Source organism: Mycoplasma sp. Ms02, assembly GCF_019720735.1.
GTDB lineage: Bacteria > Bacillota_I > Bacilli_A > Mycoplasmatales > Metamycoplasmataceae > Mycoplasmopsis.
In genome coordinates, this window is sequence record NZ_CP081302.1 from 749,627 (window position 1) to 770,762 (window position 21,136).

Genomic DNA, 21,136 nt, shown 5'->3' on the forward strand with positions numbered 1-21,136 from the left:
TTTAACAAGTTTAAAGCGAGGTTAAAAAAAGAAGATTAAAAGCAAATAATATAAAATATTTATATTAAAAAGGGGGAGTAGTGGTTAAGAAAGTTTTAGCAATAAATCCAGGAAGTAGTTCCATTAAATATAAACTGTATGTGAAAGACACACTTGAAGCAATTTCAAGTGGTGGAGCAGAAAGAATTGGTTTACCAAATGGTGAAATTAAAGTTAAGTTTAATGGTACTCATATTAGAACCTTAACTTTAGATACATTTGATAAGGCTGTTAGTGAATTAATAAAACTAATGAAAGAAGTAGAATTAATTTCAAATCCTGAAGAAATTGAGTACATTGGATACCGTCTTGTTCATGGTGGTGAAGAAATTACCAAATCAACCAAAATAACTATGAATGAGATTCAAACGATTGAAAAACTTTCTTATTTAGCACCACTTCATAACCCTGGAGCTGCTCAATCAATGAAATCGTTTCAAAAGTTTATTCCAAGTGCAAAAATGGCTGCTGAGTTAGATAGCGAGTTTCATCAAACAATAGAGAAAGTTAACTACACATACCCAATTTCAAAGAAAATTACTGAGAAATATGGGATAAAAAAGTACGGAGCTCATGGAGTTTCGCATCGTTATATAACGCAAAGAATGGAAGAACTCTTAGGTAAAAAAGGTGTAAATATTGTTAACATGCACCTTGGGAATGGAGCTTCTCTTTGTGCGATTTCAAACTCTAAGTCAATAGACACTTCAATGGGTATGACACCATTAGCAGGAATATTTATGGGGACACGTTCAGGTGATATTGATCCATCAATTCATGAAATTCTTAAAATAAGAGCAAACATGACTATTGAAGAAGTCACACAAATGCTTAATAATGAATCTGGTTTAGAAGGTGTTTCTGGAGTTTCCAGCGATATTAGAGATGTTGTTTCTGCAGCTAATAATGGCAATGAGCAAGCTCAGTTTACCCTTGAGTTATATTCGCGTAAAATCGCAGATTACGCCATAAATTACGCAAATAAGGTCGGAAATAATCTTGAAGCTCTTGTGTTTACGGGTGGAATTGGTGAAAATACGCCAAGCGTTAGAAAAAGAGTGATTGAAATGCTGCCACTTTTAAATATTGAATTTGATGACAAAGCAAATTCATCAAGTTTTGAAGATGATTATAAAATTATTACAAAACCAGAAAGCAAAATACAGGTGTATGTAGTCAGAACAGATGAAGAAATTGTTATTGCTAAAGATGCAATAAAGTTTTACGAGGAAGAAAATGTATAAGTTCATAAAATCAGCAACAAATTCATCTAACTGATATGAACACGAAGGTAATGAAGTTTGCTTTTGAGGAAGATCAAATGTTGGAAAAAGCTCTTTAATTAACGCCTTAACAAAAAACTCAAAACTAGCCAGAGTTTCGAAAACACCAGGAAGAACACAGTTATTAAACTATTTTGCAGACCAAAACGGAAACGTCTTAGTAGATTTGCCAGGATATGGATATGCTAAAATGTCTAAAACCGAGAGTGCAAAGATGCTTAAAATGATTGAAGATTATCTCCTTAATAATCCTAGACTTTCTGACATTATTCTTCTTTTTGATTCTAGAACAGGTGTTACTAAGATTGACCAACAAATTTTAGATTTTATTTGCTCACCAAGTATTGATTTGCCGATAACCGTAGTTTTCACAAAAATTGACAAACTTAATCAATCTGAAAGACACAAATTGCTCAAAAGTTTCCAAGAGCAAATCCAAGGTTTTTCAATATCTTCTGTTTTTATGGTGTCGAGTGAAAAAGGAACAAATATTTTAAACCTATCAAATCACATCGACAGTTTATTTTCTAAGGAGTCACATGAATAAGAAAAATTTAATACTTTTAGCAGGGATAGGAGTTGCTTCTGCTGCAGTTGTAACTTCAGGAGTTCTTTATGCAAGTGCCAAAAAAAATCAGGATGACAAATACTCAGGCTTAATACAAAATCGTGTTTTACCTGTTTTAAGTGATTTTGAATTTAAATTCAAAAAAGACCAAAATGACTATTACGCAGGAGAATTCGTTACAGGTTCAAAACTTCTATACAACGGATATCCTTCTGGGTATCCTAGCGAATACAGAGTTTATGACTTCTGAGAAAAAGTTCTAATGAAATCAAAGGAAAATCATCCTGCATATGACTTTTTCACTTTAAAAACTCAAAACAATCAACCCTTCAACGTTTTAAGCGAAAACTATTCGATAAATTTAGAGTCTTTTGCTAACGATTCAGAAGGTGTTTTACTATTAAAAGTAACGTTGGTGGAAAAAAATGTGAAGGAAAAACCTAAAACAGAATCATACGTTTACCAATTAAAAGGTTTTAAAAAGGTATCCGAAGAAGAAAAGTTTAAATATAGAAATGTTGATGAGGACACAATCCTTAAAGACGATATTCTTGCCTTTAATACTATCGAAGAAATTAAAAATGCCTATGAATCAGCTTCAAGCGAAAATCAAGCTGATTTAATTAAAAAATGATTTGAACACAGAAAAGTTTCAAATAATGATAATATCTTAGAAAAACAAGCTTCAGAATCTACTTTAGAAGTTTCACAACAAGTTACTAATCTAACATATAAGCCTATTACAGTACTTTATGATGCTGATACATCTTTATCAGGATTAATTAAAGATACAGATTCACAGCTGCTAAATAAAACTAAAAATGTAATGATTTCAGGAAGTGTAACTCAAGAGTTATCACTAAAATTTCTAGAAGATAAAAAACTTATTGAGCAATTAAGTCTAAAAGGAAATAATAAAGAGTTTTCTGAAATTAAAAAATCAGAGCTTTCATATTCTGATCAAACCAGATCTTATCCTTTATTAAAACTGACAACTTCAGAAGAATCAAGTTCATGATTAAACAATTTTGTTCAAAAATGAGATAGATTAAGAGAAGACGCAGAAAACCAAAAACTCTTATTTACAGTTACTTTCACGCCAAAAACATTCTTAAAAAATACTTATTACGAAATTAAGAAGGTGTTTGAATTGAGTGTTTCAGAACTTAAATCTGAAAACGCAGCAGAAGGCAATTCTCAAGAACAACCAAATGATTCTCAAAATAATTCAGAAAATCGATCAAACCAAACTTCAGCAGAAGAAAATTCAACCCCTGAAACGGCAAGCTAATAAACAATAAAGTACAACCTAAAAAAGGTTGTATTTTAAATTAAACTTATTTAATTGCTGTTGTTAAATTCTCTATATAATAAAAATATGCTAAATATTGTACTATTTCAACCCGAAATTTGCCCAAATACAGGGAATATTATCAGAACTTGTTTTGCTTTAGGGGCAAAACTACACATTATCAAACCACTTGGATTCGACTTAGATCCTAAGTTTTTACGTCGTTATGGTGCAGGGAGAATGCTTAGTGATATTCAACATGAAGTGCACTCTTCTTATGCTGATTTTGCTAACAAATACGGCGATAAAGAGATTTACTACGTTACTAGATATGGTTTAAAAACATATGATCAAGTTGATTATAAAGAAGTTCACCAAAGAACGGGTGAAGTTTGAATGATGTTTGGTCGTGAATCGACAGGAATTGATAAAGCAATTTTAAAAGATAATTTAGAGACATGTATTAGAATTCCAATGGTTTCTGCAATGCGTTCAATAAATCTTGCTAACTGCGTCTCAATCCTTGGTTTTGAAGTAATGAAACAACTCGATTGAAACGAATTAAGCTTATTTGAAGTGCAAAAAGGAAAGGATTACCTTTTAAACGATAATGATAATTAACAGTAAAAATAATCCTAAAATCAAAGATTTTATTAAATTAAAACAAAAAAAGTATCGTAATCAAGCTAGACAATTTTTAGTAGAAGGACTTCACCTTGTTCAAGAAGCAAAAGAAGCAGGACTTCTAGAGCAAGTGTTCGTATCGAAAAAATCAGATTATTTTGAGTTTTCTAAAAAATTAATAGTCAGCGACGAAGTGATCGAAGCTTTAAGCGAGTTAAACACACCACAACCAATAATAGGTGTTTCAACGTACAAAAAAGATCAGAAAATCGGAAGTAAGGTTTTGTATTTAGATGCTATTCAAGATCCAGGTAATATAGGAACAATAATTAGACTTTCAAGATCTTTTGACATCGATACAGTTATAGTCAAAAACTTTGATATTTACAATTCTAAAGTTTTAAGAGCAACTCAAGGTGCATTTTTCCATCAGAATATTATTCAAGTCAAAGATAACATAACTTTGCAGTCACTTGCTAAATCAGGATACCAAGTAATTGCGACGAATCTAGACAAAACTGCAAAAACATTGAACGAAGTTCGTTTTGCTGATAAATTTGTAATTATCATGGGAAACGAAGGTGTCGGAGTCTCACAAGAAGTTTTAAAAATAGCTACAGAACAGTTATATATACCAATTTCATTTGAAAGTTTGAATGTAGCTACAGCAACAGCAATTATTTTAAATAAGGTAAGAAATGGATAGTAAAAAAATAGAAACACAAAACTTTTTTTTGGAACTAAATGGATATTCTAAAGAGCAAGTTAATCAGTATATTTTCATGCTACATAAAGAAATTGATTTGCTTAAAGAAAAGGTTTCTTTTTTAAATGAAGAGACTAATTCGCAAGTTGAAAAAATTAAAGAACTTGAACTTTCTGTTCAAAAGTTGTCATTTGAGAAAAAACAACTACAAAACGAAAATAAAGGACTAAAAGATGGATATAAAAATTAAAGAAGAGTACGATATTTTAATAAATTGATACCCTGGTCATATGGCTAAAGCGATGAAGGAAATCAAAGAAAATTCACCGTTATTAGACTTGTTTATAGTTGTTTTGGATGCGAGATCACCAATCAGCTCTTACAATGAAGACTTTGATTCCATTTCACCTACAAAACCTCGACTTTTTGTTATTACTAAATCAGATTTAATGGATAAAAGCAAAGTCGACATGATCAAGGAACGTTTCAAGGGTTCTAAAATCATTTGAGCTGATTTAAGAAAGAAAAACTCACGACAAATCATTTTGAAGGCTATAAAACAGCTTACAAAAGAAAAAGTAGAACGAGAAAAACAAAAAGGTTTCGTAAATCCAAAGATCAAATGTTTCGTTGTTGGTGTTCCTAACGCAGGTAAAAGTTCACTAATTAATTTAATGTCGCAAAACTCAAAATTAGAAGTAGCTAACTACCCAGGAGTTACAAGATCCAAAAAATGAGTTGCTGTTGATAATTACTACTTTATGGACACTCCAGGAATATTGCTGCCTAAATTAACAGACCAGTTTGCAGGCGTTAAATTAGCAGCAATCAGTTCAATTAAAATTGATGTTTTTCCTAAAATGTTTCTTGCGACAGAATTTTATAAATTAATTTCAAATTATTACCCAAATAAAATCCAAGACCTAGGAGTTGAACCAGAACTTGAAGATGCAGCTGTTTACAATCAATTAAGATCGTTGGCAAAGCAAAGAAATTTCATTGCTAATGGTGGATCGGTCGATATTGATAAGGTCTATGACTGATTCATTAATTGGGTTAAGTACCTAAAGGACGTTACATACGAATAATTAAAAAATATTACGCTTAATTATTTTTTTATGCTATAATAATTAAGCAAACGCGAGTGTAGTTTAATGGTAGAACTTCAGCCTTCCAAGCTGACTGTGAGGGTTCGATTCCCTTCACTCGCTCCATATCATTAATTTGACCTAATAAACTTCCTCAATGGAAGTTTTTTATTTTTTTCTTATTTTCATCGAAATGAAAAATCACCTATTGATAGGTGATTTTTGTTATTTAACTAATAACGAATCTTCGTCCATTTCTGCTGGTTGAGAAAGTCCGATGTAATCAAGAACTGTTGGAGCAACGTTTGCTAATTTTCCATCTTTGAGTTTTAATGATTTATCATTTGTTATTAACATAACAGGGCTGCTTGTGTGTTTTGTTGCTGGGTTTCCGTTTTCATCTTCAGTTATTTCTGCATTACCGTGATCAGCTGTAATGAATACTGTTACATCGTTAGCGTTTGCTCAATCTCAAACTCTACCAATTTGTTCATCAAGAACTTCAACGGCTGTAATAGCTGCAGATAGAACTCCTGTATGACCAACCATGTCAGGGTTCGCATAGTTCATAATTGTAACGTCGTAATCTAAACCGTTTGCTAATAATTCGTCTGTAATACCTTTAGCCGACATTTGAGGAGCATCAGCATAAGATTCAACTTTTAATGAATCAACTAAAATACGTTTTGAATTTTTGAATTCAATATCGTTTCCACCATCCATAAAGAAAGTTACGTGGGCGTACTTTTGTGTTTCTGCGATTCTTAACTGTGTTTTTCCTGCAAGTTCAAGAACTCTACCGATTGGCATATCGATTTTCATTTCATCAAAAGCAATTAATGTTTTTAAACCTTCATATTTCATCATTGAAACAAATTGGTTAATTTTTACAGGTTTTTTTGGTTGTTCTGAATAAAGATCTGAACCTATAAATAAGTGTGTTAATTGTCTTGCTCTATCTGGACGGAAGTTGAAGAAGATTATTGAATCTCCATCATTAACAAAATCTTCTTTTGAAGCAGAAGAGTTAATTGAAGGTACAAAGAACTCATCTAAAATATTGTTAGCGTATGATTGATCTACAAAATCAAGAAAATTATCAAATTTTGAATCAACGTTCCCTAAAATTGCATCGTAAGCTTTTTCAACACGATCAAACATCTTGTCACGATCCATTGCATAAAATCTTCCTGAGATTGAGGCGATTTTGTATCCGTATTTACCTGTTAATTCTTGAAGTTTTTCAAGAGATGATCTAATTGATTGTGGTGCAACATCACGACCATCTCCGAAAACATGAACTGATACCTTTTTTAGTCCATATGCATGAGCTGCATCAAGCAATGCGAATAAGTGATTTTCTAAACTGTGAACACCTCCAGGACTTAATAATCCCATCAAATGTAATGTTGAGTTGTTTGTTTTTGCATCTTCAAATGCTTTTACAAATTCAGCATTTTTAGCAAAAGACCCATCTTTAAGAGCTTTAGCGATTAATGATAATCCTGTGTAAACGATTGTTCCTGCCCCTATGTTTAAGTGACCAACTTCTGAGTTACCCATTTGTCCTTGAGGTAATCCTACATATTCTCCAGAAGCTTGAATTAAGCTGTTTGGATATTCTGCAAATAATTTATCGAAAACAGGTGTTTTAGCTAATTTAAAAGCATTACCTTGGCTTTCTTGTCTTAAACCTAAACCGTCAATAACGATTAAGACTACTTTTTTCATGTTATCTCCTTTGATTACTGAAATATAATTTTAATTATATTACTTTTCATTTTATTTGAAAAAACAATGCCTGGATTACTACTTTTTGAGAATGTGGTAAATGTGTGGAATTATTCCCAATTTTGGCGTTTTAAATTATAATTTATAGAGATAAAGAGGTGTGATATGGTCTTAAAATTTTTGCTTATGTCTGATGTTCACGGAAATAAAGAAAAGGCAAAAGAAATTTTAAAATCAGAGGATTACGATTTTTCCGTTTCCTTAGGTGACACAGAGTTAATTGATGATTGAGTTACAAGAAACTTTTCGTATGCAGTTGCTGGAAACAATGATTGAAATAGCAGCTTGAAGTACGAATATAAGTTTGAAATTATGAACACAAAATTTTTCATTGCTCATGGTCATACCATAGGTTATGGAGGATATGACACACTACTAAACGCACAAAAAATTGATAAAGCGACAAAATATATAGACTTTGATTTTATGTTTAGTGGGCACACACATGTCCCTAATTTTTTTAAAAATGAAGACCAAACCAAAATTTTTATTAATCCTGGAAGCATCACATACCCAAGGATGAACTCACCTCATTCATACTGTGTTGCAACAATTAACACAGAAACAAAAGAACTTTTAAACTTAGAGTTTAAACGTTGTTAGAAGGAGAAAGAATGGAAAAAAGAAGATTTTTATTCGCTATTGACTTGGATGGAACAACACTATCATCATCTAAATCAGGTGAAATTCATGATAAAACATACAAAGCAATTAGAAGAGCAGTTGATGAAGGACACGTTGTTTGTGTTTTAACTGGTAGACCTTGAAGGGGAACAAAACCAATTTATGACTACCTAAAATTAGATACAATTGTTTCTAACTATAATGGAGCACACATTCATCACCCTTACGACGATGACTTTATTCCTTACATTAAATACCTAGATTTAAACGAAATGCTTTATATTTTAGGTGATGAAAAAATTAAAGAATACATCACAAACATAGCCATTGAAGGACCTGGATGAGTTCAACTTCAACACAGAGATGAAAACTTAGAAAAGGTTTTTGGATTTGATAAATCATCAAAATTTAAAGTTGGATTGGACTTTCACAAAGTTCCTCTAAAACCTACAGGAATTATTTTTGATATCTCTGAAAAAGCAAAACCAGAAGAGCTAAGACGTTATTTAAAAGTTAGATATGGGGACCTTGGAGAGTTTTCATACTGATCAAAAGGTGAAGGATTACCTCCAGTATTCGACATTACAAATGTTGCAGCCAATAAAGGAAAGGCTTTAAGTATCTTAATGAGATATTACGACATTGATATTGAAAATACAATAGCAATCGGAGATGGATTTAACGATGTTCCAATGTTTAAAGTTGCGAATGTGTCTGTTGTAATGGGTAATGCGTCAAAAGATGTTAAGAAATATGCAACAATTAAAATTTCAAAAACAAATAAAGAAGGTGGTGTTGGTCACTACATTAATAAATTTTTAGATAACCCAGATGCTGAAATCCAAAAAAGCAACGAAAAAAGAGAAAAGAATAATAAAATAGAATAATATTATGATTCTCAAAGAACTAAAAAAACTTGATGATTTGCAAAACAAAGCTGTTATGGGCGTCGATGAAACGGGAGTTGGGGACTTTTTTGGACCTCTAGTTTCTTGTGCAGCAGTAGTTTATCCAAACCAAATAAAATCACTAATAGCTTTAGGTGTTCAAGACTCCAAAAAATATAGCGATAAGCAAATTTCGCAAATAGCAAAGAAAATCAAGGATTTGGTTTATTATCAAATCTACCATTTAACACCTAAAGGGTACAATTCGCTTAAAAACGGAAAAAATCAATATAACGCCAACGAATTGAAGTTCTTTAGTCATGCTCAAGCAATTGCTCTTTTAAACCGTAAGTTAAACGAAAATTATGATTTGATTTTTATAGATCAGTATTCTACTTTTAACTCTATAAACAAGTACTATAATAAAATTTTAGTTAATAATAATTGAGCTCAAATTGATGACGTAAACAAAATTGCATTTTTTGCTACAAAAGCTGAAAGTAAACATGTTGCTGTTGCTTGTGCAAGTATTTTCGCTCGTGATTATTTTATTCACGCACGCAGTGAAATGGTCAAAAAGTATAATTTTGATTTTCCCTTAGGTGCTTCAATCGAAACACAAAAGAAAGTTATCGAATTTGAAGAAACATACGGAACCGAGATGCTCAATGAAGTTTGCAAGACAAGTTTTAAGATAACAAAGTTATAAAAAAAGCGGCTTTCCGCTTTTTTTATATTATAAATCACTTAATTGAACGTGTTCTGAATCAAGTGTAACGTGAACTTTCTTTCCGAATGATTCAATTTCAATTGTGACATTTTTGCCACCGTCATTAAGTTCAAAAACAACACCCGTTTCACCTTGGTATGGTCCTTCAATAACTTCCACAAGGTCTCCAGGTTTGAAGTCGATTGAGAATTTTCCGTCTTCAAAATCTTTTTTAGCTTGTTCTTCGATTGAAAGTGATCTTCTAATTTGTCTTTCGTTAATAGGTGTAGGTTTTGCACCTTTTCCTGCTGACCCAACAAGTCCTGTAACGTATTGAGTGTTACGAATAACGAATCAAGCTTTATCACTCATGTGTGATTTTGTAAAGATGTAACCAGGATATAGGTTTACATGTTTAATTTTGTAGTTTTCACCAAGACGTTTTTTTTCTGCTTCTTTTGGTGTTAAAGTAGGTCTAGTAAAAATTTTGAAAGGACCGTTTTCTGTTGCAGAATAGTCAAAATCGTCACTAACCTCTTCGGCAATGATTCTGTTTGTTAGAGCTTCAATAACAACAGATTCTTTTCCTGAAACTGTTGAAATCATGTATCAATTAAATTTTTTCATAGTGTCCTTTCTTTAATTTGAAATCCCTACATTTAGACGTTCTCATAGGAGAGTCGCACCCGTTGTGACAGTAACGATTAGGAGAATAAATAATAGAGAGAAAATTATTATTTGTATCATCGAATAGGTGTTTTTTTCTTTACTTGGTCATCTGACACGTTTAATTTCTTTAATAAACTTTCTGAAATAATATTTTTTTTCTTTTTTTGGTTTTTTGCTTATAACTTTGGTCTCTTTGCTCATTATTTTTCTTCTTTGTGTGTTGTGTGAGCTTTACAATTAGTGCAATACTTTTTAAACACTAAACGCTCTGCGTTTCCTAAGCTTTTGTTTGTAGCGTAGTTTTTTCTACGGCATAACTCACAAGCTAGAGATACTTTTTTCTTTTGCATATTTGTAAATAAAAACAGTATTTATTTAACTGTTTCTAAAGCAAATAAAACCAATGTTTGAGAAGCCATTTTTGCCAAAGTTTCTAATTCAACTTTGATTTCATCTCTTTTTTCAAAGTTTTTTAGATCTTGTTGCGAACTTCATCTTTCAGTTAAAATTATTTCATTTTCGTTTATTAAACCATATTCCAAAGAAAGATTGTGTAATTCCATTCTTCCTTTTTTTACAAAAACGTGTAAATAATCTAAAAATACTTTAAGTTTTTCAGCGTTTACAACGTACTTTGTTGACTTAATGTAGATCATCAGACCCCCTATTTTAGACGTTCAAAAAACATGAACTGTTTAGCCGTTATAATCTTACCAAATTTAAGATTATCTTTAATGTGTTTCATATTAAAATCAATATTTCCCAGAGCTTGAGAAACTTCTTCCATTTTACGAGGTAAGAATGGTTTTAAATATGTTGAAAGTGCATAAATTCCGTTCAGTAAACGAACCAAAATTTGCTCTAATCTTTCAAGATCTTCTTTGAGAGTTCATGGCTTAGTTTCGTCGATGTATTTGTTTAATTCATTACCCAAAGAAACAATCACATTTTTTGCTCCTTCAAGATCGTATGCGTCAAAACATTTTGTGTATTCTTGCTCTGATTTATAGATTAATTCATCAATTTGAGTATCTAGTTCGTTTTGCGATTCTTTGTAATTTAAAGGCTGGTCAAAACTGTTGCTAATCATTTTTAGAGTTCTAGAAACAAGGTTTCCGTAATTGTTAATTAGCTCTGAGTTTATGGCATCAACAAAGATTTTTTCATCAAAAACCAAATCTTCACCTAACTTGACTCTTGTTGCAAAGAAGTATTTAATCATTTCTGAGTGATATTTTTCAAGTAAATCGTAAGGATTTACAATGTTACCTTTTGATTTGGACATTTTACCTTCAGGAGTCACGATTCATCCGTGGCTTTGAATTTTAGTTGGCATCTTAACATCTAATGCTTTTAAAAAGATTGGTCAGTAAATAAAGTGAAAACGAGCAATTTCTTTTGCCAGCAAGTGAACAATTTCGTTACCGTTTTGTCAATACTTAATAAAGTGATCGTCTGGATTTTCTAGATCATATCCTAGGTGTGTGATGTAGTTGCAAAGAGCGTCTAATCACACGTAAATCGTGTGTTTTGAATCGCTTTCAACTGGTATTCCTCAGGTGATATTAGTTCTTGAAACAGAAAGATTTTTTAAATTTGTTAAAAAGCTATTATTGATTTCATTAACTGTTTTTTCAGGAGCCCAAAAACCAGGATTTGCTTTTGAGTATTCTTTGATTCAGTCTGTAAATAAGTCCATTTTGAAAAAGTAAGATTCTTCCGAAACTCTTTGTAATTTATTGCCGCTATAAGGATGATAATATTCACCATCTTCTTTTTTGATCGCTTGTGTTGGTGTTAAAAACTCCTCATCACTTACAGAGTATAAGCCTTCATACTTATCAAGATAAATGTAACCTTTTTCTTTGAAGTATTCAAATATTTTTTGAACTGCTTGAGTGTGCTTTTTGTCAGTTGTTCTAATAAAGTCAATTTCGATGTCGAAATCTTTTCACATTTTTTGAAAACTTTGTGCAATCTGATCAACAAACTCTTGAGGTGTTTGATTGTTTTCGGCTGCTTTTTCGGCGATTTTTTGACCATGCTCATCACTTCCTGTTAAAACTTTCACATCATAACCTTGCATTTTTTTGTAATTTGCAATTGTTCAGGCAAGTGTGGTTGTTAATAAGTGACCAATGTGTAAATTACCTGAAGCATAGTAAATTGGAGTTGTTATATAAAAAGTTTTTTTACTCATTTTTAGCCCCCACTTTGATTGGTTTATAAAGTTTTTTGATTTCTGGTAAATAATCATGATCCAATAAATTATTTGAATCGTGTAAATATAAATTAGGTAGAAAATGCACTCCTCAACCTGCATTTAAACGACCTTCTATTAATGCAAATTTTGGTTTATCTTGAATTCTTGGATAAATTTGCTGAATTCTTTTAGGTTCGATATTGTATTTTCTCATTAAAACAAAACAATCAACAAGTCTTTCGATTGGTAGAACCAAATTTAGATAACCTTTTTGTTCTAACAACTTTGATGAACCTTCGATTAATTGTTCTAAATTTAATTCCACTTCATGTGTTGCAATTAGTTTTTCTTGAGTGATAGAAGTTTTGATTTTGTTGTTTTCAACTGGATAAAAAGGTGGATTGCAAACGATTGCCTGGAATTTTTTATTGACAGTTTTGTTTCAGTTTTTTCAAAAATGCTTAAAATCATCGTTTATAACTTCTATTTGATTTTCCATTTTATTCAGCTTAACGTTTTCAATTGCTAATTGTGCTGCTTTTTCTTGGATTTCAACAGCTTTAATCTTCATTTCTGAATTTCGATCAGCTAAGAAAATTGAAAGAGCTCCATTGTTGGTTCCGATTTCAAGAATGTTTAAGGTTTTGGCGTTTAGATGTACAAAATTACCCAGCAAAATTGTATCTACTGAGTAATTAAACATATCTTTATCTTGGTAAACATAAAGATCAGAATCAAAACCTAAAGAGTTTTTTTCTAATCTACGATTTGCGAATTTGTTTATCATTTACATTCCTGTATGAATTGTTTTTTTGTGCATTATATTGATCGATAAATTCGGTTAGTACGGCATCGATTTTTCCTTCAACTAAATCCGTTCCGACAATTGTAACATCTACAGCGTCACCGATTTTGAATTTTCTGGATGAGCTATAGAAAACAGTTCCTGTTTCATTTGCTTCATATTCTCCGTCAAATAAAGTAGTTTTATGAACTAGCGCATCAGTTTTGTTTTCAAACTCAACAAAGAAACCAAATTTCAGAACGCTGATAATTTGAGCTTTCATTTTAGTACCTATTTTTTTACTAAAGTATTCAGCATACATTAAATCATTTGATTTTCTTTCAATTTCAACAGCTGATTGTTCACTTGTTGAATTTTGATTACTGATTTTGTCCATCTTTTCTTCAAAGTTATCTTTTTTGTCAATCTTTTTATCAAAAACTAAATCTCTGATAACACGGTGAACCATTAAATCTGGATATCTTCTTATTGGGCTGGTAAAGTGACAGTAATTTTCGCTTGCAAGTCCAAAGTGTCCGACGTTGTAAGGTGAATATTTAGCCTTTTGCATTGTTCTCAAGAATATTAAATTGATAAATTCGTCATTTCTTTGTTTTTTAACATCTCTAACAACTTGTGCAAATTTAACTGGACTAAGACCTTCGGCTGAAACTTGAATATTTACGTCTAAGGCGTTTAGTACTGTTTTAAAGTTATGAATTTTTTCTTCATCAGGAGCATCATGAACACGATACATAACTGGAAAACCTTTTTCAGAAAGGAATTTTGCTACAGTCTCGTTAGCTCTAACCATAAAGTCTTCAATTAATACTTCTGATTTTCCACGTTCTTCAATTTTAATATCAGCAACTGATCCATCTTCGTTCAGAACAATTTTTGGCTCTTTTATTTCAAAATCAATATAACCTTCATTTTCTTTAAATTTGTGAATTATTCTTGATAACTCGTATGACAAGTTTAAATCTCGACGAAGTTCATGTGATTTATCGACTGCATCGCTTAACTCCTGATTCTCTGCTTCTAAGAATAAATTAACTTGTTTATAGGTTAATCTGAACTTACTGTTGATAATTGATGGGAAAATATCGATGCTGATATTATTTCCATTTTTATCAATTTCCATCTCACAGCTGAGTGCATAACGATCTACATTTGGGTTTAGTGAACAAATACCATTTGAAAGTGCTTCGGGTAACATTGGCACAACTCTATCAGCCAAATAAATACTTGTTCCACGTTCTAGTGCTTCCTGATCGATCAAAGTATCTTCTTGCACGTAATAAGAAACGTCGGCGATATGGACACCTAGCTTGTAGTTGCCATTTTCAAGCTTTTTGATGCTGATTGCATCATCAAAATCTTTGGTAGACTCGCCATCGATTGTAAAAATCAATTCATTTCTTAAATCTCTTCTTTGAGCTCTGTCGGCAAGATTTACTTTATCCTCAATTGTTAAAGGTATTTGAGCAATTTCTTGCTCTAAAGTTTGTGGAAAACCTTGTGGCAACTTCACTTCTTCAATAAAAGCTTTTAAAAAAACTTTTGGATCAGTTTCATTTGTAATCACTTTGACAATGTCTACTAGAATTCTTACTTTGTCGTATCCAACAATTTTAGCGACTACAAGATCATTTATTTTTGCTTCTGTTTTAACGTTTACAATTTTAAATTTCTGTGATGAAAAGCGCTTGTCAATAGGGAAGAAATCAATAAAAGTTTTGTTCTTTTTTAAGAAACCAATAACTTGATCGTTTTTACGTTCCAAAATATCTGTAACTACTGCATAAAAAGCTGCTGTACCTTGTTTTGAAGAATCTTTAAAAACCTTGATATTAACTAAATCACCATTTAAAGCAAAGTTAAAGTTAAATTTAGAAACATAGTAAGATTCTTTTTCTTCAATTGGAAGATCTTTATCTTCCGCTTTTTCAACAAAAGCAAAATTTCCTGAGTTATTAACGTAGAAAGTTCCTTGATAATCTTTGACAAATTCCATGTAACTAAAAGAGTCATCGCGATTTTTGGTTATCGCATACTCTTTTTGCAGTTTACCTAAAATTGATGTAACTTCTTTGTTGTGGTTTGGTTTGATTTTTAAATCTTTAACAATATCGATAAAAGTTGCTTTTTGTTTTTTAATTATGTATTCAATTATTTTTTTGTCCATGCTTTAAACTAAAGTTCTGATGAATAATGCAGATGCCATTAGTAAAAAACCAGAAATAAACATTGCATATTTAAGAAACTTTTTCAGTCCTCTTTCCTTTGAATTTTTAAATAGTTCTAAATCCCCTGAACCAACTAATGCACCACTAAAAGCGTTCGACTCAGGAGACATCATTAATGATAAAATTGTGACAATAAAACCAATAATTATCATGCAAATTACAATAACTGTCATAGTGCCTCCTATTTATTTATTAATTATAATTTAATTATTAATATATGTAAATTAATAGATTTAAAATGTAATTTATTATAATTTTAACAACACAAGGAGCACCTATGAATATCAAAAATAAAAACGACATTTGCGTCATCGGTAACGGGCGTTTCGGTCAAGCTGTTATTGATCAACTTCTGAAAATGAACAAAAGTTTGTTCATCATCGACAAAGATCCTGAAACTGCAAAAATGTATGCTAAAGAGGTTGAAAGAATTGTGATAACCGATGCAGCAGACATCAAAGCGTTAAAAGAAATTAAAATTGATCAAATGGAAACAGTTGTTGTTGCAGCACCTGATAACATTGAAATTATCGCGAGCTTACTAGAACTAAAAATTAAAAACATCATTGCTAGAGCAACAAGCGAAAAGCATGCTTTAGTTCTTAAACAAATCGGTGTAAAGGTAATTATTAGACCTGAATATGAATCAGGAATTAGAACGGCCTTAATTGCTGCAAACAACAGTTTTATTTCATATAGTGAAAACATTCAAGAAATTGACGCAGATTTTGTTGTCGGTAATGTTGAAATCAAAAATGCTGAAATTCACAACAAAATGATTAAAAATTTAGATTTAAATCAAAAAGGAATAACAATTATTTTGGTTAAAAGACGTGATGTAGTTATGCGTGCCTTTGGAGATTTTGAGCTGCAAGTAGGTGATAAGATTTCTATTGTTGGTAAAGTTAAAGATGTTACAGAAGGTATGGAGTGACTTGCTAAAGGTGACGAATAATTAGAAAATTTGCATTATTGCAAATTTTTTATTTGTTTATTTATAATTTAGAATATGTCAGAAAAAAACGCAAACATTCTTTGCAAAATGCAAGAATTAATTGATCAAATAGAGATCTGAAATGATGCATATTACAATCAAGATAAACCTTTAGTGAGTGACCAAGTATATGACTCAAAATACCAAGAATTACTAAAACTGGAATCTGGCTATCCTTCTATGATACAGCCAAATTCACCCACTTTAAAAATCGGAGGAATTGCAAGTAATAAATTTACCAAGTTTAAACATCAAGCTCCGATGTTATCACTTGATAAAGCATACGGCGAAGAAGATTTATTAAAGTTTGAAAAGAATATCAAGAATCACTTATCTACCTATGAAATAACGCTAGAACCAAAAATTGATGGTTTATCAATCGCTCTTCACTATCAAGGTGGAGAACTTGTGAGAGCAGTAACCAGGGGTGATGGTGTGATAGGAGAAGATGTTACAGAAAACGTCTATATGATCGCTTCAATACCAAAAAGAATCACTTATTTAAATGATCTGGAAGTTCGTGGAGAAGTTTTTATGCCTAAAAGTGCTTTTGAAACTTTAAACAAAAACGAACTTGAAAAAAACTTTGCAAATCCAAGAAATGCAGCAGCAGGAACATTAAGACAATTAGATAAAGAAGCAGTTAGAAAAAGAAACTTGGAGGCTTACTTTTATTTTGTTGTTAATCCTTTAAGTCATGATCTCAAAACACAGATAGATTGTATTGATTTTCTCAATTCTCAAAAAATACCAACTTCACCATACTTTAAAACTTTTTCTTCTGTAGAAAAGTTAAAAAAAGAAATTAATCATTTTGAAGAAGTTAAACATAAATTTGATTTCGAGATTGATGGATTAGTCATTAAACTGAACGATATAACGCTTTGAGAAGAACTTGGTTATACAGCCAAATTTCCGAAGTATGCGATTGCATATAAGTTTGAAAATCTTGGTAAAACAACAAAAGTACTAAATATTTTTCCAACTGTCGGAAGAACAGGAAAAATTACATATGTTTGCCAGATCGAACCAATCGAATTGAATCAAACTACTGTTTCAAATGCAACGCTTCATAATTACGATTACATACAAAACTTAAACTTAAATATAGGTGACGAAGTGTACGTTGTCAAAGCTGGTGAAATCATTCCAAAAGTCTTAGAAATGACACAAAAAAACAGTCAAGGCACTTATCAGTGTGCTTCAGAGTGTCCTTCTTGTCACTATCCTCTTGAATATATTGACCAAAACGTTGATCAATACTGCCTAAATGAAAATTGTTCTGAAAAAATAATTAGACAGATAATGCATTTTGTTTCGAGAGATGCACTAAACGTTATGAGTTTAGGAGAGAAAATTGTCAGATTATTCTACGAAAAAGGCATTTTAAGATCGATACCTGATATTTTTAGCCTTCACAAGCATCGTGAATTTATATTGACTCTTCCAAGTTTCAAAGATAAAAAAGTTGATAAGATACTTAATAATATTGAGGCAAGTAAGGAAACAGAAATTTCAAAAGTAATAAATGGAATCGGAATTAAATTTATTGGTGAAAGAGCAAGTAAAACGATTTCTAAAGTTATTAAAAACTTATCTGAACTTCAATCAAAAACTTACGAAGATTTAATTCTTCTTGAAGATTTCGGTGAAAAGAGTGCAATTGAAATAATAAAGTTTGCTTCTGAACCTAAAAACAAGCAATTGTTTTCATATTTGGATGAGTTTTTTAACTATAAAACAGAGAAAAAAACAAACTTAAGTGGTAAGTTTGCCTCAAAGACTTTTGTAATAACAGGAACTTTAAGTAAGTCTAGGGATTACTTTGCAAACATCGTTGAACTGAATGGTGGAATAGTAACTAATTCAGTTTCAAAAAAAACTTCCGTGCTACTTTATGGTGCAAAAGCAGGATCCAAACTTGAAAAAGCACAAAAAATTAGCACAATAGAACTCTGAGATGAGGAACGTTTTAATAAAGAAACATCATAATTTTTATATAATTTAAAATAACTAAATTAGAAATTTAAACAGGAGCAATAATGCGTAAAATAGCAATCTTAACATCAGGTGGTGATGCACCAGGAATGAACTCTGCACTTCGTGCAATTGTAAAATCAGCAAGAGCCAACGACATGGAACCTTATTTAGTATACGAGGGTTACTTAGGTTTATACAATAATCAAATTAAACCTGCAGACAACATCGATTTTAACTTTTATAACTCAATTGGTGGAACAGTTATTTATTCAGCTCGTTTCCCAGAATTCAAAGACCCAGCAGTAAGGGAAGTTGCAATCAACAACTTAAAAGCACATGGAATTGATTCGTTAATCGTTATTGGTGGTGATGGAAGTTACATGGGTGCTCAAAAGTTACATGAATCAGGTGTTAAAACAATTGGATTACCTGGAACAATCGACAATGATATCGCTTCAAGCGATTTCACAATTGGATACGATACTGCCTTAAATACAGTAGTAGAAGCAATTGACAAAATCCAAGACACAGCAAGATCACACAAAAGAATTATGGTTGTTGAAGTAATGGGTAACCAATGTGGAGACTTAGCTTTATGAGGTGGTTTAGCAACAGGGGCAGAAATTATTTCAACAAGTGAATACACAATGCCAGTAGAAGAAATTGTCGAAGAAGCTTATAAACTTTCACAAGAAAAGGGTCGTAGAATGGTTACAATTGTAATTTCAGAAAAAAGATACGACACAAAAGACTTATGTGCAAAAATTGAAGCAAAAACAAAATGAGAAACAAGACTTACATCACTTGCTCACACACAACGTGGTGGACGTCCAACAGCACAAGAAAGAATCACTTCTTCATTAATGGGAATTAAAGCTGTTGAGCTAATCAAAGAAGGTAAAAGTGGTCTTGCAATCGGTTTAATCAACAACGACATCGTAGCAAATCCTATCCTTGAAGCGCTAAGTATGAAGTCAAAAGGTAAAGAAAAAGCCGTTGAAAGAGCAATCAAATTCAATAAACTAAACAAACAATAATCACATAAATAAATAAGTCGCTTAGCGACTTTTTTATTTTGCTTTTCTTAAAACTCTGCAACTTTATGTGGAATAAAATTTTTTTTAATTTAAAAGCAAAAATATTTATGGAAATTTTCCACAAAAATAACTTGATATATCAAATCGGACTATAATGAGGGAGAACTCAAGTAAACGTTCAAAAATGATAGAAACGAATTAATCGAAAGGCATAAAAAAATGAAATTCAAAAAAATATTATTAACGGTTGCAGCTCCAACCTTAACCATAGTGGCTGCAGCTGCTACAGTAAGTTGTTTTGGAGGTAAAAAGTCAAAATACAAGAAAATTGCAAATAGCGAAGAGCTAAATGCATACTTAAAAACAATGATTTCCGGAATTAAACCACTAAGTGAAATTAGTGAAAACTGAACTGCTTCAGTACAAAAAGAAAAACCACTTCTTATTACAGATGAAGGTGATACAAACGACAAATCTTTCAACCAATCATCATGAGAAGCTCTTGAATTGTTGCAAAAGCAATATGGTGTAAAAGTTAAAACAGTCAAGCCTACAGGAGGTTTTGCTCAAGCTTACAGCAATGCTTTAGACGATGGATCTACACTCTGAGTTTTAAGTGGATTCAAACACGGTGACCCTATTACAAAATGACTAAAAGAAAACAATAGATGAAAACAAGTTAAAGCTCAAAATATTAAAATTGTTGCCGTTGACTTTGATCTTGGGGATCAAGAACTTAAAGCACAATTGCCTAATTTCTATTCACTTCAATATAACACAAGAGAAGGTGGATGAATGGCTGGTTATGCTTCTGCAAAATTCTTGGCTCAAAAATATGCAAAACAACCAGAAAGAAGAGTTGTAGCTACTTTTGGAGGTGGAGCTTTCCCTGGTGTGTATGACTTTAACATTGGTTACCTACGTGGAATTTTAGACTGAAATGAACAAAACCCAACTTTAAAAGTAAAACATGGAAATGACCTAAATCTAGATTCAGGATTTGAACCTGGAGACAAAATGACAAGCTCTGTTCAAGATGCTATTAATACAGCAGGAGTTTCGATTGTTCTTCCTGTAGCAGGTCCTGCAACAGGTGTAGTTTTAGCAGAGTTGAATAAAATTCCAACGAAGAAAGATGTTTATGTAATAGGGGTTGATGTTGATCAAAGTAACACATATGTTTCAGACAAGGGAAGATTAGCCACATCAATTACTAAAGGTTTAGGTCAATCAGTTTATGACATTATTTCTGATATTGCTTTAAAAGGAACAGAAGAATACGAGCCAAAATTCGATAAAAATGAAAGAACATCTTCGTTCTCATACGTCGGAGATGCTCAAAATAATTGAACTGGTGTAGCTGATGCAACATTAGCAAACGAAGATGACAACAGTAAAATGAATGAAGCCTTAAGTGAAGCACGTAGTAAATTTACAAAACTATCTGCAGAAGATAAAGAGTTTATCGCATCTTATAAATTAACAAAAAATTCAGAACCTATTAAATCTGGTAGCGAACTACTAGGTAAGTTAATTGAAAAATCAAATAATTAGATAAAAAAGTAGAAAAACAAAACGTAAAGCCCTTGGCTTTATTGTTTTTATAGGAT

Annotated in this window: 22 protein-coding genes and 1 tRNA gene; 15 read left to right on the top strand and 8 right to left on the bottom strand. The window is 31.6% G+C overall.

The features are described from left to right. The first annotated feature begins 80 nt into the window (after nt 1-80). The 8 genes from K4L35_RS02930 to K4L35_RS02965 all read left to right on the top strand — a co-directional run bounded on the left by K4L35_RS02930 (nt 81) and on the right by K4L35_RS02965 (nt 5,725). Entirely contained in the window at nt 81-1,283 is a 1,203-nt protein-coding gene (locus tag K4L35_RS02930; RefSeq protein WP_221617438.1) for an acetate/propionate family kinase, read from the top strand. After that, the gene (yihA, locus tag K4L35_RS02935; RefSeq protein WP_221617439.1) at nt 1,276-1,869 is read left to right on the top strand and encodes a ribosome biogenesis GTP-binding protein YihA/YsxC; all 594 of its coding nucleotides are present in this window, start codon (nt 1,276-1,278) and stop codon (nt 1,867-1,869) included. Before K4L35_RS02930 ends, yihA begins: the two co-directional genes overlap by 8 nt. After that, nucleotides 1,862-3,181 carry an MAG1430 family protein gene (locus K4L35_RS02940; protein WP_221617440.1) on the top strand — a complete coding sequence of 440 codons (1,320 nt, stop codon included), beginning with the start codon at nt 1,862-1,864 and terminating at the stop codon, nt 3,179-3,181. Before yihA ends, K4L35_RS02940 begins: the two co-directional genes overlap by 8 nt. An 87-nt stretch (nt 3,182-3,268) precedes the next feature. Next, nucleotides 3,269-3,802, top strand: a complete 534-nt coding sequence (locus tag K4L35_RS02945) for a tRNA (cytidine(34)-2'-O)-methyltransferase (protein ID WP_221617441.1) — start codon at nt 3,269-3,271, stop codon at nt 3,800-3,802. Then, nucleotides 3,792-4,511, top strand: a complete 720-nt coding sequence (locus K4L35_RS02950) for an RNA methyltransferase (protein ID WP_221617442.1) — start codon at nt 3,792-3,794, stop codon at nt 4,509-4,511. The genes K4L35_RS02945 and K4L35_RS02950 overlap by 11 nt, the downstream gene beginning before the upstream one ends. Continuing rightward, on the top strand, nt 4,504-4,761 hold the full coding sequence (locus tag K4L35_RS02955; RefSeq protein WP_221617443.1) for a hypothetical protein: 258 nt from the start codon (nt 4,504-4,506) through the stop codon (nt 4,759-4,761). Before K4L35_RS02950 ends, K4L35_RS02955 begins: the two co-directional genes overlap by 8 nt. Then, entirely contained in the window at nt 4,745-5,599 is an 855-nt protein-coding gene (gene ylqF / locus K4L35_RS02960) for a ribosome biogenesis GTPase YlqF (RefSeq protein WP_221617444.1), read from the top strand. The genes K4L35_RS02955 and ylqF overlap by 17 nt, the downstream gene beginning before the upstream one ends. Before the next feature lie 52 nt (nt 5,600-5,651). Then, a tRNA-Gly gene (locus tag K4L35_RS02965) sits at nt 5,652-5,725 on the top strand. 99 nt (nt 5,726-5,824) lie between these two features. Here K4L35_RS02965 and gpmI read toward each other — a convergent pair. Then, nucleotides 5,825-7,330 carry a 2,3-bisphosphoglycerate-independent phosphoglycerate mutase gene (gene gpmI, locus K4L35_RS02970; RefSeq protein WP_221617445.1) on the bottom strand — a complete coding sequence of 502 codons (1,506 nt, stop codon included), beginning with the start codon at nt 7,328-7,330 and terminating at the stop codon, nt 5,825-5,827. Between the two features lie 165 nt (nt 7,331-7,495). Between gpmI and K4L35_RS02975 the strand changes: the two genes are divergently transcribed. The 3 genes from K4L35_RS02975 to K4L35_RS02985 are packed head-to-tail and all read left to right on the top strand — an operon-like array spanning nt 7,496 to nt 9,610. Further along, nucleotides 7,496-7,993: a metallophosphoesterase gene (locus K4L35_RS02975; RefSeq protein WP_221617446.1), complete on the top strand. Its 498-nt coding sequence runs from the start codon at nt 7,496-7,498 to the stop codon at nt 7,991-7,993. A gap of 11 nt (nt 7,994-8,004) precedes the next feature. Further along, nucleotides 8,005-8,901 carry a Cof-type HAD-IIB family hydrolase gene (locus K4L35_RS02980; protein ID WP_221617447.1) on the top strand — a complete coding sequence of 299 codons (897 nt, stop codon included), beginning with the start codon at nt 8,005-8,007 and terminating at the stop codon, nt 8,899-8,901. Between the two features lie 4 nt (nt 8,902-8,905). Beyond that, the gene (locus K4L35_RS02985; protein WP_221617448.1) at nt 8,906-9,610 is read left to right on the top strand and encodes a ribonuclease HIII; all 705 of its coding nucleotides are present in this window, start codon (nt 8,906-8,908) and stop codon (nt 9,608-9,610) included. Nucleotides 9,611-9,637: 27 nt separating this feature from the next. Here K4L35_RS02985 and nusG read toward each other — a convergent pair whose 3' ends face one another. The 7 genes from nusG to secG all read right to left on the bottom strand — a co-directional run bounded on the left by nusG (nt 9,638) and on the right by secG (nt 15,688). After that, the gene (nusG, locus tag K4L35_RS02990) at nt 9,638-10,237 is read right to left on the bottom strand and encodes a transcription termination/antitermination protein NusG (protein ID WP_221617449.1); all 600 of its coding nucleotides are present in this window, start codon (nt 10,235-10,237) and stop codon (nt 9,638-9,640) included. A 242-nt stretch (nt 10,238-10,479) separates the two neighbouring features. After that, a complete protein-coding gene (gene rpmG / locus K4L35_RS02995) occupies nt 10,480-10,629 on the bottom strand; it encodes a 50S ribosomal protein L33 (protein WP_221617450.1) in 150 nt (49 codons plus the stop codon). Nucleotides 10,630-10,650: 21 nt separating this feature from the next. After that, the gene (locus K4L35_RS03000; RefSeq protein WP_221617451.1) at nt 10,651-10,935 is read right to left on the bottom strand and encodes an antibiotic biosynthesis monooxygenase; all 285 of its coding nucleotides are present in this window, start codon (nt 10,933-10,935) and stop codon (nt 10,651-10,653) included. A gap of 8 nt (nt 10,936-10,943) precedes the next feature. Further along, a complete protein-coding gene (metG, locus tag K4L35_RS03005; protein WP_221617452.1) occupies nt 10,944-12,479 on the bottom strand; it encodes a methionine--tRNA ligase in 1,536 nt (511 codons plus the stop codon). Then, nucleotides 12,472-13,269, bottom strand: a complete 798-nt coding sequence (locus K4L35_RS03010; RefSeq protein WP_221617453.1) for a tRNA1(Val) (adenine(37)-N6)-methyltransferase — start codon at nt 13,267-13,269, stop codon at nt 12,472-12,474. The genes metG and K4L35_RS03010 overlap by 8 nt, the downstream gene beginning before the upstream one ends. After that, complete coding sequence (rnr, locus tag K4L35_RS03015) at nt 13,244-15,454, bottom strand: ribonuclease R (RefSeq protein ID WP_221617454.1); 2,211 nt, start codon at nt 15,452-15,454, stop codon at nt 13,244-13,246. The genes K4L35_RS03010 and rnr overlap by 26 nt, the downstream gene beginning before the upstream one ends. 3 nt (nt 15,455-15,457) lie before the next feature. Beyond that, nucleotides 15,458-15,688: a preprotein translocase subunit SecG gene (gene secG, locus K4L35_RS03020; protein WP_221617455.1), complete on the bottom strand. Its 231-nt coding sequence runs from the start codon at nt 15,686-15,688 to the stop codon at nt 15,458-15,460. Nucleotides 15,689-15,792: 104 nt separating this feature from the next. Between secG and K4L35_RS03025 the strand changes: the two genes are divergently transcribed. The 4 genes from K4L35_RS03025 (at nt 15,793) to K4L35_RS03040 (ending at nt 21,080) form a co-directional block, all read left to right on the top strand. Beyond that, nucleotides 15,793-16,470, top strand: a complete 678-nt coding sequence (locus K4L35_RS03025) for a TrkA family potassium uptake protein (protein ID WP_221617456.1) — start codon at nt 15,793-15,795, stop codon at nt 16,468-16,470. Nucleotides 16,471-16,524: 54 nt separating this feature from the next. Beyond that, nucleotides 16,525-18,501 carry an NAD-dependent DNA ligase LigA gene (gene ligA, locus K4L35_RS03030; protein WP_221617457.1) on the top strand — a complete coding sequence of 659 codons (1,977 nt, stop codon included), beginning with the start codon at nt 16,525-16,527 and terminating at the stop codon, nt 18,499-18,501. 50 nt (nt 18,502-18,551) lie between these two features. Continuing rightward, nucleotides 18,552-19,526 (top strand): 6-phosphofructokinase, encoded by a 975-nt coding sequence (gene pfkA / locus K4L35_RS03035; RefSeq protein ID WP_221617458.1) that lies wholly within the window; start codon nt 18,552-18,554, stop codon nt 19,524-19,526. Nucleotides 19,527-19,745: 219 nt separating this feature from the next. Beyond that, the gene (locus K4L35_RS03040) at nt 19,746-21,080 is read left to right on the top strand and encodes a BMP family ABC transporter substrate-binding protein (RefSeq protein WP_221617459.1); all 1,335 of its coding nucleotides are present in this window, start codon (nt 19,746-19,748) and stop codon (nt 21,078-21,080) included. Nucleotides 21,081-21,136: the final 56 nt, after the last annotated feature.